Raw genomic sequence first — 16,130 nt, forward strand, 5'->3', positions numbered from 1 at the left:
GACATTGATATTTATTACTCTTTCGTTGGCAAGGTAGACCTGCCCGAATGACCGCCCGACCTATCCGGCGCAATGCGCAAACGCCGGATAGGAACGGCAAAATTTTTTACACTTCTACTACTTCTTTATCACACATCAGCAAATATTGCGGGGATGTCATCCTCTTCACCCTCCTCTATTTCAACAGGTTTCATATCCTTTTTGTTCAGGCCGTCATACAGCACCGGAACAAAGAACAGCGTCATAAACGTCGCATAAATAAGTCCGCCGATTGTTACGACTGCCATAGGCTGAAGCATTTCCGCGCCCTGGCCCATGCCAAAAGCAAGCGGTACAAGCCCCAAAACCGTTGTGAGCGCAGTCATCAGGATCGGGCGGATACGCGCTTTGCCCGCGCGCAGCAGGGCTTCATGCTTCTCCACGCCGGAGAGACGCAGCTGGTTCACGTAATCCACAAAGACAATGCCGTTGTTCACGACGATACCCGCCAGAATCAGGAAGCCGAGAAGTGCGATCATGCTGAGGTCAAAACCGGTCATCAGCAAAGCAAGCAGGCCGCCGGTAAAGGCAAGCGGTATGGTGAACAGGATGATGAACGGCGATTTCAGGGACTGGAACTGCGCCACCATAATCAGGTAAATCAACACCACTGCCAGCAGGAACATATAGATGAGGTTGGTAAACGTATCGGTGATCGTCTGGTTTTCGCCTGCGATTTCTACGGTGTAACCCGCCGGAACGGAATAGCCCTGCAGCTTGTCCGCAAATTCACGGGACAGCAGGCCAATGTTGTGGTCTGCGTCCACCTCCGCAGTAACGGACATTGTCCGCACCTGGCCGTCGTGATTGATTGCCGAGAGGCTTTGTTCCTGTGTGACCTGCGCGATATCCGACAGCGCTATCCCGGTCTCCTCGCCATCCTCCGTACCCGTCAGCTGAAAGTCCCTGAGGGAATCCAGGGTTAAGCTATCCTGAGGGCTGTTTTTCACAATAACAGGGTAGTCCTCCGTCTCAAACGTAACGGTTGTTGCAGACTGGCCCGCGTTGAGCTCCGCCGCAAGCTGCTGGTACACCTGCGCCACTGTAAGGCCGTATTCCATGGCCTTGCTTTTATCCACAGTGACGCGCGTTTCCGTGGACGCGTCCTCAAGGCCGTTCTTGATGTTTGTAAGTCCCTGCGTTTCCTGCATCATCGCGGTCATATCAAGGGCTATGTTTTTGATCGTATCGAGGTCGTCGCCCTTGATGACGACTTCAAGCCCGGAACCTGAAAGCATGGACATATCCATCGTGGAGTCGCTTATTTCCACGCTGCAGGGCAGGTCCGCCACTGCTTCGCGCATCTTTTGCGCGGTCTGTGCGCTGCTGCTTTCCCTGTCTTCCTTTAGGAGGGCGTACATCATAATCGAAGTATTGTTCGAGCCGCTGCTGCCGGAGCTGCCGCCCATGACAGACATTGCGCCGCCTTCCATCGCGCCGATCGTTTCCACATCCGGCACCTCGGTAAGACGGGCAAGAACCACATCGCTCATGTCCCGCGTTTCCTGTGTGGTGCTGCCAGTAGGCATTTCCATGGTAATCATGATTTCCTGGCTGTCCATTTTCGGCATGAGCGAGGTTCCCATGGTAAAGACGTTTGCTATACTGAACACAAAGAGGCCGATCACGAGGACATACACAATCCATTTGTGTTTCAAAGCGCCACCCAAAACCTTCTGGTAGCCGCCCGTAAATTTATCAAACCATTTGTGCGGTTTTTCCTTTGTATTCTTGAGCATGGTAGAGCCCATTGCAGGCACAAGGGTAAGCGCGATCACAAGGCTTGCGAGCAGCGAAAACGCGATCGTAAGGCCCATATCCGCAAACAGCTGCCGTGTGAGGCCCTCGGTAAATACAATCGGCAAAAATACGCAGATCGTGGTAAGCGTGGACGCCGCGATGGCCCCGGCCACCTGGCTCGCGCCCTTGATGGCGGCCTTTGCGGCTGAAATACCAAGGGACCGTAGGCGGTAAATGTTTTCGATGACTACAATACTGTTGTCCACCAGCATACCGACGCCGAGCGCAAGGCCCGCAAGCGAAATCACATTGAGTGTGACGCCGCAGAAGTACATCAGCGTAAGCGCCGCCAAAAGGCTGAACGGAATACTGATCGCCACAATAAGCGTTGGCTTGATGTCCTTTAAGAACAGGAAGAGAATGATGATCGCTAAAATACCGCCCAAAAGGAGGTTGTTCAGCACGGAATCGATCACGATGTTGATATATACGCCCTGGTCGGACAGGGCGGTCATATGGACGTTCGGGTTCGTCTCCTCGATCTGCTTCATAACAGCGTTTATTTTGTCTGAAACATCCGTTGTGGAGGAAGTGCTTTGCTTCTGGAAGGAGAGCAGTATCCCGTCGTTGCCGTTGATCTTTGCGTATAGGTCGCCGCGGTTATCTGTCAGCTCGATATCCGCGACGTCAGAAAGCTTTACCTCGCCAATATCGCCCGTGGGAATATTGAATAGTACAAGGTCTTTGATCTGTTCCATGTTGGAAAACTGATCGCCAACTTTTACAAGATATTTTTCCGTGCCTTCCTGAATATATCCTGCAGGCATTGAGAAATTCTGCGCCGCAAGTATTTTGCTTACCGTATCCTGCGTGATTTTTCCATCGAGGCCCGCCTGCTCGTAGGCCGCGTCTTTTTGTTGCTCAAATTCCGCTTCCTTCTGCGATAGCTGCGCCTCGCCGCCCGCTAGCTGCCCGGCAGCTTCAGCAATTCCCGTTGTAAGCGCCATCTTACCGGATTCAAGCTGCTTTTCTCCCTGGTCAAGCTCGCTGAGCTTAGCCTCGAGCTGCGCTTTTTGCTCCGGGATCGACGCAATACCCGCTTCAAGCTGGGAGATGCCGTCCGTTATCTGTGAAAGGCCGGATTCAAGCTGCGGGATGGTTTGCTCGAGCGTTGCAAGCTGCGTGGTCAGTTCCTCCGGGACGGGCTGGCCCGCGGCAACCATACCCGCGATTGCCTGTTGCAGGCCGTCCCTTGCGGTCTTTGCATCGCTGAGGTTCGCTGTTAGCTCATCGCGCTGGGCCTTCAGGTCATTAAGCTGCGTCTCCAGTTCTTTTTGCATCTGCGGCATTGCGTCAAGCGCCGCCTGTATCTGGTCCCTGCCCGCGGAAAGCTGCATCCCCATGTCCACAAGCTTTTCAGATTGGGTTTTACTGGTTGCGTTTAGCTGTGCCTTCCCGCTTTCCAACTGGCTCTTTGCGTCGTCCAGCTGCTCCTGCGCTTCGGCAAGCTTTTCATCCACGCTTGCGAGTACGCGGTTGTTCAATTCGTCTATTTTATCCTGATTAAGAGTCACCTGGATGGAATCCTCCACCAGCCCCATTGCGCTGACAGAAGCAACGCCGTCAATGCGTTCGAACTGCGGCAGGATATCCTCGGAAACGGTCTTGGAGGTCTCTACGATATCCTGCCCCTGCACATCTACCGCGGCGATCATGACGGGCATAATGTCCGGGTTGATTTTAATCAGGGTAGGCGTTCCAACCGCGTCGTCAAGGTTTGACTTTACCATGTCGACGCTGTTGCTGATCTCGATCATCGCGCTGTCCATATTGGTTTCCTGCGTGAATTCCAGGATTACAACGCTCGTGTTTTCGTTGGATATACTGGTCACATTTTTAATGCCGCTTGCTGTGGAAAGCGTTTGTTCAAGCGGCTTCGTAACAGTTTGCTCGATTTTTTCAGGGCTTGCGCCCGGGTAGGTTGTGAATACCGCCACATAGGGCAGGTCCATCTTTGGCAGAAGGTCTGTGGTCATGCTCGTAAAGGAAATAAATCCCAGGATACAGACCATGATTACCGCCACAAAGATCGTCATTGGCTTTTTTACGCTGAATTTTGACATGGATGCTTTTCCTCCGTCCGGTGCTCTTACAGCGTATCCACTTATAGCGTCGCATGGCTGCGCCGCCGTAAGGGTTCGCTGCATAGCAGTTTGCCAAATGCTTGCTGCGCAACCATTTGGCAAACTGCTATAATCGTTAAGTGCCATGATGTGACTGACTGGTCAGTCCGTTTCTATTATAGCAAAGTAAAAGCTGATGTAAAGGAATTTCTGTACAAAACGCTGTAAAAAGTTAGCGGCGGCTAAATAAGCATCGCGGCAAACGGTGTACAAAAGGTTTTTCGTTTGGGGGGAGGGGGTTCCCGAAACGGTTTGGGGGCGTTTCGCGTTCATTTTTGAACCTGTAACGTTTTTTCTTCTTTTCCCGGCCGCCGTGTGTTGCTTATTGCAACCGCAATGGGGTATAATAATAACATCAAATCAAAGGAAGTTTTCATATGCCGGAAAAGGATGCAACAAACGCAGGTAAAAAAAGGCGTGGCACAGTCGTAACGGTCGTTGTAATCACGATTGCGCTCGTTTGTTTTGTTTTTGCCATGATGAATATGTTTGACGTGCGTATTGGAGACCTGCAGAATTCATCTTCTTACCGTGAGCTTGCCGCAAAAAATTTTGCGGGCGCAAAGGATTCGCCGGAAAAGCTTAGCTCCATGTTTGAGAAGCTGAGGGAAACAAATCCGGATACCGTAGGATGGATCGATATTCCCGGCACGGATATCAGTTATCCTATCGTTCAGGCGGAGGATAATGATTTTTACCGGACGCATAATTTTTTCAAAGAGGAAAATCGCGGCGGGGCGGTATTTCTGGACGCGCAGGACCACATTGGGTTCACTGACGAAAATACGGTGCTATATGGTCAGAATATGACGGATGGTTCCATGTTCGCCGCGTTGAAGAATTATCAGGACAAGAGCTTTCTCAGTGCGCACAGCACAATATCCATTTATCTGGCGGACGGCACAGCAAAAGACTACCGGGTGTTTGCCGCGTATATCGCGTCCGACGAAGGGGAGTCCTTTACGGATACGTTTTCTTCCCATGGGGAGTTTGAGCAATATGTAACCGCTATGAAGGCGCTGTCTGAAAGCGAAAGCGATGTGGAGGTGCTTGGCGGGAAAAGCATTTTGACGCTTTCCACCTGTGAGAAGGGCGAGGATACCGCAAAATATATCGTGCAGGCGGTTCTGCATGCGTAATGAGCTTACTATAGCGCTGATCTAAGGCTGCCGGAAATCCGGCGGCTTTTTTTGCACGGTGGGCTTACAAATGTTGTGTTTTGTGGCGGCAAATATAAAAGGAATGCCCTTACAGCGATACAGCTGAATGCAGGTTATGCAAAAATTGCGGGAAACCGCTTGCATATGCAATTTATGTCAAAAGCTTTCGTCAACCTTTTGACAAATTGCCATAGAATTTGGGAGCAAAGCAAATGACAAACGGACAGATCAAAAAAGAGCTTCTTTGCATGGCGGAGGAAGAATATCAAAAATTTGCGTCCTCGCTGATCCCGGGCGTCCGGGGCGTGCTTGGGGTTCGGCTGCCCGCGCTGCGAAAGCTTGCAAAGCAAATCGCAAAAGAGGACTGGCGTACATATCTGGAAAACGCTGCGGATGATTCCTTTGAGGAAATCATGCTGCAGGGGTTTGTGATCGGCAGCGCTCCAATGGAGTTTTCCAGGAGGTTAAAATATATCGCGGCTTTTCTACCAAAAATCGACAACTGGTCGGTGTGCGACAGCTTTTGCACCAGTCTGAAAGCCACGAAGGAGCACATGGAGGAAATGTGGGAGTTTATTTTGCCCCGCATGTCCTGCGGACGGGAATATGAGATCAGGTTTGCCGTCGTGATGATGCTTAATTACTATATCAGCGAGGATTACCTGAACGAGGCGCTTTCCCTTCTTGTGAGTGTGAGCCACGATGGCTATTATGTAAAAATGGGGGTTGCATGGGCGCTTTCCATGTATTACGTGCGCTTTCCGCAGCAGGTGCTGCCTGTGCTCACGCAAGGCCTGCTCGATGATTTCACGCACAATAAAACCATACAGAAAATCATTGAATCGCGTATCCCGTCCAGAGAGACAAAGGATATGCTGCGTGGTATGAAGCGAAAATAGAGTGGAAATCCGGCGCGAATATTGGTATAATGGGAACGGTCATAAAACTGGGAATATTTGCGGAGGACGCATTTTGAAATATGACGTAACAGTCAGCATTGTAAATTACAATGATTATGACAGGGCCAGAAAAGCGATTGCTTCTATTCTGGAATATACGCACGGCGTTCGTGTCAAAATATATCTTGTGGATAACGCGTCCAAGGATGGAAGCGCGGTAAGGCTTGCCGATGAATTTCCGACGATTGGCGTGATATTCAGCGACAAAAACCTTGGGTTTGGCGCGGGCCATAACCTTGTGCTGCCGCTTATAGACTCTGATTTCCATGCGATTGTCAATCCTGACATTATTCTTGATGGAGACATATTGACGGAGCTTGCTGATTTTTTGCGTAAAAACCCGGATATTGGAATGTGCACGCCCCAGATCCACTACATGGACGGGCAGCCCCAGCATTTGCCCAAACGCAACCCGAAACTGAAATACCTGATCGCAAACCGTGCGCCACTCAAGCGCTTCGAGCAGCATCGGCAGCATTACAAAATGCTGGACGAAGACCTCTCGGGCGTGACGGACGTTGAATTTGCGTCCGGGTGTTTTTTATTTGTACGCACGCCGCTTCTAAAGCTGGTGGGCGGATTTGACGAACGGTATTTTATGTATCTGGAGGACGCGGATCTTACGCGCACCCTGCGCAAAAATACCCGTGTGGTTTATTACCCGTACGCTTATGTATATCACGATTACGCGCGGGCGAGCGCGCACAGCCTGAAATATTTTATGATACATGTTTTATCCATGTTTAAATATTTCTGGAAATGGCATGGGTATGACGAAACGAAACAGGAAGCTGAAATAGAAGTGAAATAACGATTTTGAAGAAGAGGTATGTAACATGAAAGGAATTATACTTGCAGGAGGCAGCGGAACGCGCCTTTACCCGCTTACGATCATGACCAGCAAACAGCTTTTGCCGGTGTATGATAAGCCGATGATCTATTATCCGCTTTCCACGCTGATGCTTGCGGGCATTCAGGATATTTTGATCATCTCTACGCCGGTTGACCTGCCAAGGTTCCGGAACCTGCTGGGGGACGGATCGCAGTTTGGCATTTCGCTTTCCTACAAGGAGCAGCCTTCGCCGGACGGCCTTGCGCAGGCGTTTATACTCGGCGAGGAATTTATTGGCGGGGATTCGTGCGCGATGATCCTTGGGGACAACATCTTTTACGGGAACGGCCTGACGCAGCTGATGACCGAGGCTGTGAACAACGAAAACCGCGCGACGGTGTTCGGTTATTATGTGGATGATCCGGAGCGTTTTGGCATCGTGGAATTCGACGAGCACGGAAAGGCGCTTTCCGTAGAGGAGAAGCCGGAAGTCCCAAAATCCAACTATGCGATCACCGGGCTGTATTTTTATGACAACCGCGTGGTGGAATACGCCAAAAACCTGAAGCCAAGCGCGCGCGGGGAGCTTGAAATTACAGACCTTAACCGCGTGTACCTCGAGCAGGGCGACCTTGATGTGCAGCTGATGGGCAGGGGCTACGCATGGCTTGACACGGGTACGTTCGATTCGCTGATCGAAGCGGCGGAATTTGTACGGATGCTGCAAAAGCGGCAGGGCATTGTGATGTCCGCGCCGGAGGAAATTGCCTTCCACCGGGGCTGGATTGACCGCGATACGCTGCGCGCAAGCGCCGCGAAATATGGAAAATCATCATACGGACAGCATCTGAACGCTGTTTCGGAAGGGAAGGTGCTTGACATATGAAAACAATAGAAACCGGTATTGAAGGCCTCGTTGTGATAGAGCCGGACTGCCACGGAGACCACCGCGGGTGGTTTATGGAAACCTACAGCAAGCCCAAATTTGAGGAGCTTGGCATTACCTGCGAATTTGTACAGGACAACCAGTCCTTCTCCGCGCAGAAGGGAACGCTCCGCGGCCTGCATTTCCAGATCGAGCCGATGGCGCAGTCCAAGCTTTTACGTTGCACGCGCGGGAAAATCCTCGACGTTGCGGTTGACCTGAGGAAGAACTCGCCAACGTACAAAAAATGGTACAGCATCGAGCTTTCCGCAGAAAATAAGCTGCAGTTTTTCATGCCGGCGGGCATGGCGCACGGGTTTGTGACGCTTACGGACGACGTGGAGGTGCAGTACAAGGTAGATAAGGTATACGCGCCCGAGTGCGACCGGTCGGTACGCTTTGACGATCCGGAGATCGACGTTGACTGGGGAATCGCGGAGCCGATCTTATCGGAAAAGGATCTGAAGGCCCCGCTTTTGAAGGACAGCGACGCAAATTTTTAAGACGCGCCGAAAAGACGGCGATCACTATATTTTGATATGTTTAAGGAGAAGCTATGAAAGTACTGATTACCGGCGGCGCCGGATTTATCGGAAGTAATTTTGTGTTCCATATGCTGGAAAACCATCCGGATTACGATCTGGTGGTTTTGGATCTGCTGACCTACGCGGGAAACCTCGAGACGCTCAAAGACGTACTCGATGAGCCAAACGTGACGTTTGTGCGTGCGGATATCGCGGACAGGGACGCTGTATTCGGCCTGTTTGAACAGGAGAAGCCGGACATTGTGGTGAACTTTGCGGCGGAATCCCACGTGGACCGCTCGATCGAGGATCCGGGCATCTTCCTGCGCTCCAACGTGATTGGCACGCAGACGCTGATGGACGCATGCCGTAAGTACGGCGTGAAGCGCTATCATCAGGTATCTACGGACGAGGTGTACGGCGATTTGCCGCTGGATCGTCCGGACCTTTTCTTTACGGAGGAAACGCCGATTCATACGTCGTCGCCCTATTCGGCGTCCAAGGCGAGCGCAGACCTTTTGGTGCAGGCGTACCACAGAACCTACGGGCTGCCTGTGACGATTTCGCGGTGTTCGAACAACTACGGGCCGTACCACTTCCCGGAAAAGCTGATCCCCCTCATTATTTCCCGCGCGCTTGCAGACGAAAGCCTGCCGGTGTACGGCACGGGCGAAAACGTACGGGACTGGCTGTATGTGCGCGACCATTGCGCGGCAATCGACAGGATTTTACACGATGGCAACGAGGGCGAGGTATACAACATCGGCGGCCACAACGAGAGAACCAACTTACAGGTTGTGAAAACGATTTTAAAGGAGCTTAACAAGCCTGAGACACTCATTACCTTTGTCAAAGACCGCGCGGGCCACGACATGCGTTACGCAATCGATCCGGCGAAGATGATGAACGAGCTGGGCTGGCAGCCGACCACCACGTTTGACGAGGGAATCAGGCAGACGGTGAAATGGTACCTTGACAATGAGGACTGGTGGAAAAACATCGTGAGCGGGGATTACCAGAACTATTACCAGAAGATGTACGCCGGAAGGTAGCCAGCTGGCACAGACCGTGTGCGCCCGGAATTTTTGGACGGGCGGCGGGACGGACGTTTACCGCAGTGTCGGAAATGAAAAAGCGCCTTGCCGGCTGGCAGGGTATGCAAGAGGTGGATAACGATGAAAGTATTGGTAACAGGCGTAAAAGGGCAGCTGGGATATGACGTGGTGCGGCATCTTGACGCGCGCGGAATAGAAAACAGGGGCGTTGATATCGACGATTTTGACCTGACCGACGAGCAGGCTGTGCTTTCCTTTGTGCAGGAATATAGGCCCACGTGCATCGTGCACTGCGCTGCGTATACCGCGGTGGATAAAGCGGAAACAGAGCAGGAAAAATGCTATGCGGTGAACGTAACGGGAACGAAAAACATTGCGCTTGCGGCAAAGGCCGTGGGCGCGGAAATGATGTATATCAGTACGGACTATGTGTTTGACGGGTTTTCCAAGGATACGCAGTGGGAAGCGGACGACGTCAAAGAGCCGCAAAACGAATATGGCAGGACAAAATACCAGGGCGAGCTTGAAGTGCAAAAGCTGCTCGAGCAGTATTATATCCTGCGGATTTGCTGGGTGTTTGGCAAAAACGGCAGCAATTTTATCAAAACCATGCTACGCATTGCCCAAACAAGGGACGAGGTGTCTGTGGTGATGGATCAGCACGGCGCGCCAACCTATACCTACGACGTGGCGAGGCTGATTTGCGACATCATCGAATCGCACAAATACGGGGTTTACCAGGCATCCAACGAGGGCGACATCACATGGTATGATTTTGCGGTGGAAATTTTCCGCCAGGCGGGAAGCGACATCGAGGTGAAGCCTGTCAGCACGGAGGAATACAACCAGACATACCCTACGGCTGCGTCGCGGCCCAAAAATTCGCGGATGTCCAAAAAATCGCTCGACGACGCGGGCTTTAAGCGCCTGCCGGATTACAAGGACGCGCTTGCGAGATATTTGAAAGAGCTGTGATATGAAGCCTTTGATTTCCGTCGTTATTCCATCCTATAACTACGAAAACTATATTTGCGGCGCAATCGAATCGGTGGCGGCACAAACGTACCAAAACATAGAGCTGGTTGTGATTGACGACGGCTCTTCGGACGCGAGCATGCGGCGGGTGCGGGAGCTGATTGCGCGCGAGGACATGAAAGGCCGTTTCCCGGCGGTGATATTACATGAAAACGAGCGGAACCTTGGCGCGCACGAGACGATCAACAAGGGAATCCGCCTGTCCCACGGGGAATACGTTGCGATCCTGAACGCGGACGATTTATACGAGCCGAACCGCTTTACCGTGCTGACGGGGCAGATGGACAGGCAAAGTGCGGAGTGGGGCTTTTCAGCGGTGAGGTGTATTGACGCGCAGGGCAACCGGCTTGAATCGGACGAGGCGAAGACCTTTGAAGCGATTCAGCAAAAGCTTGAGGGCAAGCGGTTTATTGCGCTTGCGGCTGTTGCGGAAAACGTGAGCGTTTCTACCGGCAACCTGCTTTTTTCGCGGACGCTTTACGAGCGCGCGGGCGGGTTTAAAAATTACAAATACGTACATGATTACGACTTTTTCCTGCGGGCATGCCTGCAAAGCGAGCCTGCGTACACCGCGCAAACGTCGTACCTGTACCGCCTGCACGGCGAAAACACATTTTTATCGATCCATGCGGAGGGCGTGCGTGAAAACCGCGTGGTATGGCTGGAATTTTACCGGGCGGTGCAACGGGGAGAGATTGGCAATCCGGTGATTCTTGGCAATCCGAAATACACGGAGGAATTCCATGAGGCGGTGCGCGCGGAAGGCAAGAAAAAGGAAACGCTGTGGAAGCTGGCAAGAAACCCGTTGATGCGCGCGGGGCTTGCGGTTTTTAAAAAGCGGTATGGTATGGACTGAAATATCGCTGATTATTTGCAAAAAACCCCTTTTCAACGGGGTTGTTGTTATGGTAACATAGTGCTTGCCGCACTTTTTGCGCGGCAGGCTTTTTTTGTATGGTATTGTTCGTTGCGGCTGATTTCGCGCGAGCTGCCGGACAACGCACGGTTGCCGCGTAATGCGCGCAAAAGCCGGAGTCTGTTTCAGGATATTGCCTGCAAGGGGCTTATGGAGGGCGCTCTTCATTGTCCCTCCCTGCCGCGCGCCCGTAAGCAGAGCGGCGTACTTTATAGATATTTCTTTCTTTGTACGCCGCGTCCCCTCAAAGGCAATGCCTGTAACAGGCTCCGGAAACAACCGCAAAAAAGGCGTTTGTGATATTGCAGTGTGGAGTGAGAGGTGCGGGCACACCGGCGGGCTGCCCGGAGGGGCGGTGCGGGAAAGAAAGGAGCGGATAGAATGACAGAGCTTGTAAAAAACAGAGGACTGAGCAGGAAAAACAAAGGACTGAGCAGTATGTTTATTGCAATCGCCCTGCCTGTGGCGTTGCAGAACCTGCTGACTTATGCGGTGGGTTTGATGGACTCCGTAATGGTCGGCTCCCTTGGAGAGGTACAGCTTTCCGCCGTTACAGTGGCAAACCAGCCGTTCTTTTTATTTATGATGTGCATGTTCGGGCTATCGTCCGGCGCATGCGTGCTGATATCGCAATACTGGGGCAAGAAGGACATCGAGACAATCTCCAAAATATTTGGCATCGTGATTAAGATCGCCCTTTTGATTGGTATTGTGGTGACAATCGTGGTTGCCATTTTCCCAAGGCAGGTGATGGGGCTGTACTCGGACGACGCGCAGGTAAGGGAATACGGCGTGCAATATTTGCAGATTGTAATTTTCTCGTACATACCGTATGCGTTTACAAACTCTTACCTTACATGCGTGCGCAGCGTGGAGCGGGTGAAGATCGCGGTAATCACATACAGCATTTCATTTTGCGTCAATGTGTTTTTCAATTATATGTTTATCTTTGGTAAGCTGGGCGCGCCGCAGCTGGGCGTAGCGGGCGCGGCTGTAGGCACGGTGATTGCGCGTGCGACGGAATTTGTGATCGTGATTTTTTATGCAAAGAAGAAGGAAACGCGCGTCACGATCAAGTGGAGCTATATCCTGAAAAACGAAAAATGGATTTTCCGCGATTACATCAAATTCGCAATGCCCGTGCTTGTGAACGAAATGCTGTGGGCGGTGGGTTCGTCTGTGCACACGGCTGTTATGGGGCACATGAGCGTATCGGCAGTGACGACGGTATCCATCGTGACGACCGCAATGCAGATTATGACGGTGTTTATTTACGGCGCGGCCTCGGCTACGCTGGTGATCGTCGGGAAATACATCGGCGAGCGCAAATACGACCTTGCGCGCCGCAGCGCGAATAGGCTCGTGCTCGCAAACCTGCTGATAGCGGCGGTGACGGCTGCGGCTTTCCTGCTGCTCAAGAATACGTTTATGGGTTTTTACTCGATTACAGAGGAAACGCGGGTGGCTGTAAACGGCGCGATGTACGCGTCGGCAATCATCATTATGTTCTACGCGGTGAATATGGCGTGCATTGTGGGCGTATTCCGCGGGGGCGGGGACACGATGTTTGCGATGTACCTCGACCTTATCGTGATGTGGCTGGTGGCGATACCCCTTGGCGTGCTGGGCGCTTTTGTGTGGGGGCTGCCGATTCCTGTCGTTTACTTCCTGCTGAGGTCGGATGAGATTGTGAAGGCAATCGTATGCCTGATACGCATGAAGGGCGGAAAATGGCTGAAGGTGGTTACGCGAAACAAGGACGGCAAAAACGACCTCGACGCGGGGCCAATGCCGCCGCAGGATTCAGGCGTTCTTGAATGACAAAGCACAGTGGTAAAAGAAAACGGCCTTTTGCAGGGCCGTTTTTTTGCGGGCTTCCGGCAAAGGGGCTATACCACCACAACGCCCATGAGCTTGGCAAGCTGCGCTGCCTGCTGCACGGTGACGACAGCGCCCCACAGGTCGTCCCTGCCGACGGTGATACCGCCGATATCGCACAGGGTGAAATCGATGCCCTTTAAAGAGGAATCAAAGAAATTCGCCTGCCTGAAATCCGTTCCCGCAAGCTCCATATATTTGAACGAGCAGCCGGACAGCTCGACGTTTGCCATGCCACAGCCGGAAAAGCAAACGTTTTTGAATTTGGAATCGTTGAAATTGGCGTAACGGAAATGACTGTCAAAAAAACCGACCTCCTGAAAAAAGGAGCGGTACAGGTTCGCGCCGCTGCCCTTACAGGAATGCAGCTCGCACCTGCTGAAATACGCGTTTGAAAAGTCGTTGTTCGAAAAATCGCAGAAGCGGAACAGTACGTTTACAAACTCCGCCTTTTGGAAGAGGCTCTGCGTGAAGCGGCAGTTCTCGAAAATGGTTTCGCGGAAGCAAAGCCTTGAAAAATCGGCCTCCTCCAGCGTCTGGTTTTTTATGAGCACGCCCTCGATGTCGGTTTCCTGCGCGCGGGCGTGGCCTATGGTCTTTTGCAGGTTATCCGGTTCGACCGGTTGCGGCGGCAGGGCGGGTTTGATCCGTTTCATATGTTTTTATCCTTTCAGGCTGATGGCGCGGCGTATTGCCGCTGTTTTTTATTATAGCACAGGGGGAAAACAAACGGCGGTACAAACGCCAAAAAACCTCCCGCGGCTCTGCGGGAGGTTTCAGGGAGAAAAATGGTTATATCATTAAACGCCTGCGAAGGCGGGGACCAATGCAGGGGCGCCCGGCTCGGTTTCCTTTTGCCGATTCAGGTTGAGGCCCTGCACTCGTACATTGACCTCAACCACGCGAAGCCCCGTCATACTTTCGATTGCCGTAGTAACGCTTTCGCGCAGCGCGCGCGCCACGACGGGTATTTCCTGACCGTAATCCACGACGATAGCAGCGTCGATTGCGACTTCTTCCTTGCCGACCTCTACTTTAATGCCCTTAGAGAGGTTTTTCCTGCCAAGCAGCTCTACAAAGCCGTCGATAAAGCCGCCGCTCATGCCCGCAACACCGGGGATATCCACGGATGCAAGCCCCGCTATGGTGGCGATCACCTCGTTTGCAAAGGTTACGGTGCCATAGCTTTCCTTTTTTACAAACATATTTTCCCTTACTGCCATTTCGTTTCCTGTCATCTGGTTCATCTCCTTTTCGAGTGTGCGTGTTTTTATACTGAGTTTGTTTTTGTTTGTTATCTCTTTCTGACAGCATAACATGAAACCGGCTTTCGGCAGCCAAATGTTCACACTATCTTAATATTTATGTAATTATTTGTAATATTTTAACAAGAGGCAAAACAATGTCATTTTTTTTGCCGGGGTGGTATATGATCCATTGGAAATATGAATGTAATTTGTCCCGAAAACGGGAATACGCCCGCATCGGCATACCTGGTCGGACACGTAATTGCAAAGCATTTGCCGGGGGAGGAATAAAAAGGAACAGAAAGGCTTGCGCGGCGGGCTGTTTGCTGTTATCGTAGCTTGTAAGGACAATATAAAAGGAGATAAAAGAATGGCTGTCGTATCGATCATCGTGAGCCTGCTTGGAATCGTGCTGAGCTTTATACTGGGGTTTCCGCTCAGTTTCCTGATCGGGCCTTATGTGGGCATCGCGATTGGTATTGTGGGGCTTGCGCTTGCGATTATTGCGCTCAAAAAGAAGCGGGAGAACGTTTCGTTCGCCGCGCTGATCATCAGCATTATTGTGATACTGATTTGCATTTTCAGGATGATATCCATGTCGTCCTGCGTGAACGGGCTGATTGGGCTTGTGTCCGGCGCTTAAAGGAAATCTGCCCAAAGCTGCCACACCTGCCGATGGCAAAAGCCGTCCTCGTGGAGGATGGTTTTGAGCAGGAAGGAATAATAGCCGCGCCGGAAGGACTCCAGCGCCGTACAGGGAAAGAACATTTGACGCAGCTTGTCGTAGAGGTTTTGCAGGGTTTCCTGCCCCAGCACGGCTGCAAGGCGCGCTGTGACGTCCTCCAGCCCGTTTACACAGGCGCACTTTGCATACCGTTTTTGCATATCGAGCAGGTAATCTTCATACGCGTCGAAAAAATACGCGTCCGAAAGCTCCATAAAGTAAATGGAGCGTTTGGTTTCAAGCTCGCGCAGCTCGTTGAAGCACGCCGGCCCATCCGGGCTAAGCGCTTCCCCTGCACGAAGCAGCTCTGAATACAGGCGCTTGCGGGGCGGAACCACCGGATCGGGGGTGATGCCGCGGGCAAGCTCCATCAGGCGGCTTGCGGCCTCGTAGCCGTGGCTTTGCGCGTCGTAAGCGGAAAACACAGCGGCAGACTCGAGCACCGCGCTTATGTACTCGTCCAGTAGCGGGCTTTGGTAGCCAAGCCTTGCGGACAGGCCCCGGACCGTGCAAAAGAGGTCTGCCGCACCAAAAACGCCCTGCGGCATAGAGCCGAGCAAGGTCTTTGAATGGTGAAAGATCGAAGTATCCATCAAAATTCCCAACCACCTTTTTTACAGCGGTTTCATATAACGCAGGTAATACAAAACGTTTGATAAACCGCTTGCATATGCAATTTATACCAAAAGCTCGTAACCAAGCTTTTGACAAATTGTTATAATGGTTGGGAATTTCCCAAATACAAAAACGCGCGGGGTGCGCAGAGCGTAGCTCTAAAAACCCTCGCGCGTCAAAATATCGTTGCACTCATTCCCGAGGGAATGTATAATGATACTTGATCGCAGTGTCCCTGATGGGATTGCTTGAGGGTGTCGCGGCACCGGATAGCAGGGCTTGGAGTGTTACCGCACTC

At 52.0% G+C, this 16,130-nt stretch carries 14 protein-coding genes and 1 pseudogene; 11 read left to right on the forward strand and 4 right to left on the reverse strand.

Going from position 1 to position 16,130, the window contains the following annotated elements:
* Window positions 1-72: 72 nt before the first annotated feature.
* A pseudogene (locus CHK_RS17205) lies at window positions 73-156 on the forward strand (Maff2 family mobile element protein); the annotation flags it as partial.
* Here CHK_RS17205 and CHK_RS07955 read toward each other — a convergent pair.
* Window positions 129-3,902: an efflux RND transporter permease subunit gene (locus CHK_RS07955; protein WP_046443520.1), complete on the reverse strand. Its 3,774-nt coding sequence runs from the start codon at window positions 3,900-3,902 to the stop codon at window positions 129-131. The pseudogene CHK_RS17205 and the gene CHK_RS07955 sit on opposite strands and share 28 nt — an antisense overlap.
* Before the next feature lie 437 nt (window positions 3,903-4,339).
* Between CHK_RS07955 and srtB the strand changes: the two genes are divergently transcribed.
* From srtB to CHK_RS08010, 9 genes are all read left to right on the forward strand, one after another.
* A complete protein-coding gene (gene srtB / locus CHK_RS07960; RefSeq protein ID WP_052740451.1) occupies window positions 4,340-5,101 on the forward strand; it encodes a class B sortase in 762 nt (253 codons plus the stop codon).
* Window positions 5,102-5,334: 233 nt separating this feature from the next.
* The gene (locus CHK_RS07970) at window positions 5,335-6,021 is read left to right on the forward strand and encodes a DNA alkylation repair protein (RefSeq protein ID WP_046443522.1); all 687 of its coding nucleotides are present in this window, start codon (window positions 5,335-5,337) and stop codon (window positions 6,019-6,021) included.
* A gap of 73 nt (window positions 6,022-6,094) precedes the next feature.
* Window positions 6,095-6,892: a glycosyltransferase family 2 protein gene (locus CHK_RS07975; RefSeq protein WP_046443523.1), complete on the forward strand. Its 798-nt coding sequence runs from the start codon at window positions 6,095-6,097 to the stop codon at window positions 6,890-6,892.
* Window positions 6,893-6,917: 25 nt separating this feature from the next.
* The gene (rfbA, locus tag CHK_RS07980) at window positions 6,918-7,799 is read left to right on the forward strand and encodes a glucose-1-phosphate thymidylyltransferase RfbA (RefSeq protein WP_046443524.1); all 882 of its coding nucleotides are present in this window, start codon (window positions 6,918-6,920) and stop codon (window positions 7,797-7,799) included.
* Entirely contained in the window at window positions 7,796-8,341 is a 546-nt protein-coding gene (rfbC, locus tag CHK_RS07985; protein ID WP_046443525.1) for a dTDP-4-dehydrorhamnose 3,5-epimerase, read from the forward strand. Before rfbA ends, rfbC begins: the two co-directional genes overlap by 4 nt.
* A 53-nt stretch (window positions 8,342-8,394) precedes the next feature.
* A complete protein-coding gene (gene rfbB, locus CHK_RS07990; RefSeq protein WP_046443526.1) occupies window positions 8,395-9,414 on the forward strand; it encodes a dTDP-glucose 4,6-dehydratase in 1,020 nt (339 codons plus the stop codon).
* A gap of 123 nt (window positions 9,415-9,537) precedes the next feature.
* The gene (rfbD, locus tag CHK_RS07995) at window positions 9,538-10,392 is read left to right on the forward strand and encodes a dTDP-4-dehydrorhamnose reductase (RefSeq protein WP_046443527.1); all 855 of its coding nucleotides are present in this window, start codon (window positions 9,538-9,540) and stop codon (window positions 10,390-10,392) included.
* A 1-nt stretch (window position 10,393) separates the two neighbouring features.
* The gene (locus tag CHK_RS08000) at window positions 10,394-11,308 is read left to right on the forward strand and encodes a glycosyltransferase family 2 protein (RefSeq protein WP_046443528.1); all 915 of its coding nucleotides are present in this window, start codon (window positions 10,394-10,396) and stop codon (window positions 11,306-11,308) included.
* Window positions 11,309-11,749: 441 nt separating this feature from the next.
* A complete protein-coding gene (locus CHK_RS08010) occupies window positions 11,750-13,189 on the forward strand; it encodes an MATE family efflux transporter (protein ID WP_052740452.1) in 1,440 nt (479 codons plus the stop codon).
* A 68-nt stretch (window positions 13,190-13,257) separates the two neighbouring features.
* Here the strand turns inward: CHK_RS08010 and CHK_RS08015 are convergent, their stop codons facing one another.
* Window positions 13,258-13,902, reverse strand: a complete 645-nt coding sequence (locus CHK_RS08015; RefSeq protein ID WP_046443530.1) for a pentapeptide repeat-containing protein — start codon at window positions 13,900-13,902, stop codon at window positions 13,258-13,260.
* Between the two features lie 144 nt (window positions 13,903-14,046).
* On the reverse strand, window positions 14,047-14,484 hold the full coding sequence (locus CHK_RS08020) for an Asp23/Gls24 family envelope stress response protein (protein WP_235811574.1): 438 nt from the start codon (window positions 14,482-14,484) through the stop codon (window positions 14,047-14,049).
* A gap of 379 nt (window positions 14,485-14,863) precedes the next feature.
* Here CHK_RS08020 and CHK_RS08025 point away from each other — a divergent pair, with 379 nt between their 5' ends.
* Complete coding sequence (locus CHK_RS08025; protein ID WP_046443531.1) at window positions 14,864-15,136, forward strand: hypothetical protein; 273 nt, start codon at window positions 14,864-14,866, stop codon at window positions 15,134-15,136.
* Here the strand turns inward: CHK_RS08025 and CHK_RS08030 are convergent.
* Window positions 15,133-15,810, reverse strand: a complete 678-nt coding sequence (locus CHK_RS08030; RefSeq protein ID WP_046443532.1) for a hypothetical protein — start codon at window positions 15,808-15,810, stop codon at window positions 15,133-15,135. The two genes, CHK_RS08025 and CHK_RS08030, sit on opposite strands and share 4 nt — an antisense overlap.
* Window positions 15,811-16,130 lie beyond the last annotated feature (320 nt).

Source organism: Christensenella hongkongensis, from assembly GCF_000981035.1.
GTDB classification, from domain to species: Bacteria; Bacillota; Clostridia; order Christensenellales; family Christensenellaceae; genus Christensenella; species Christensenella hongkongensis.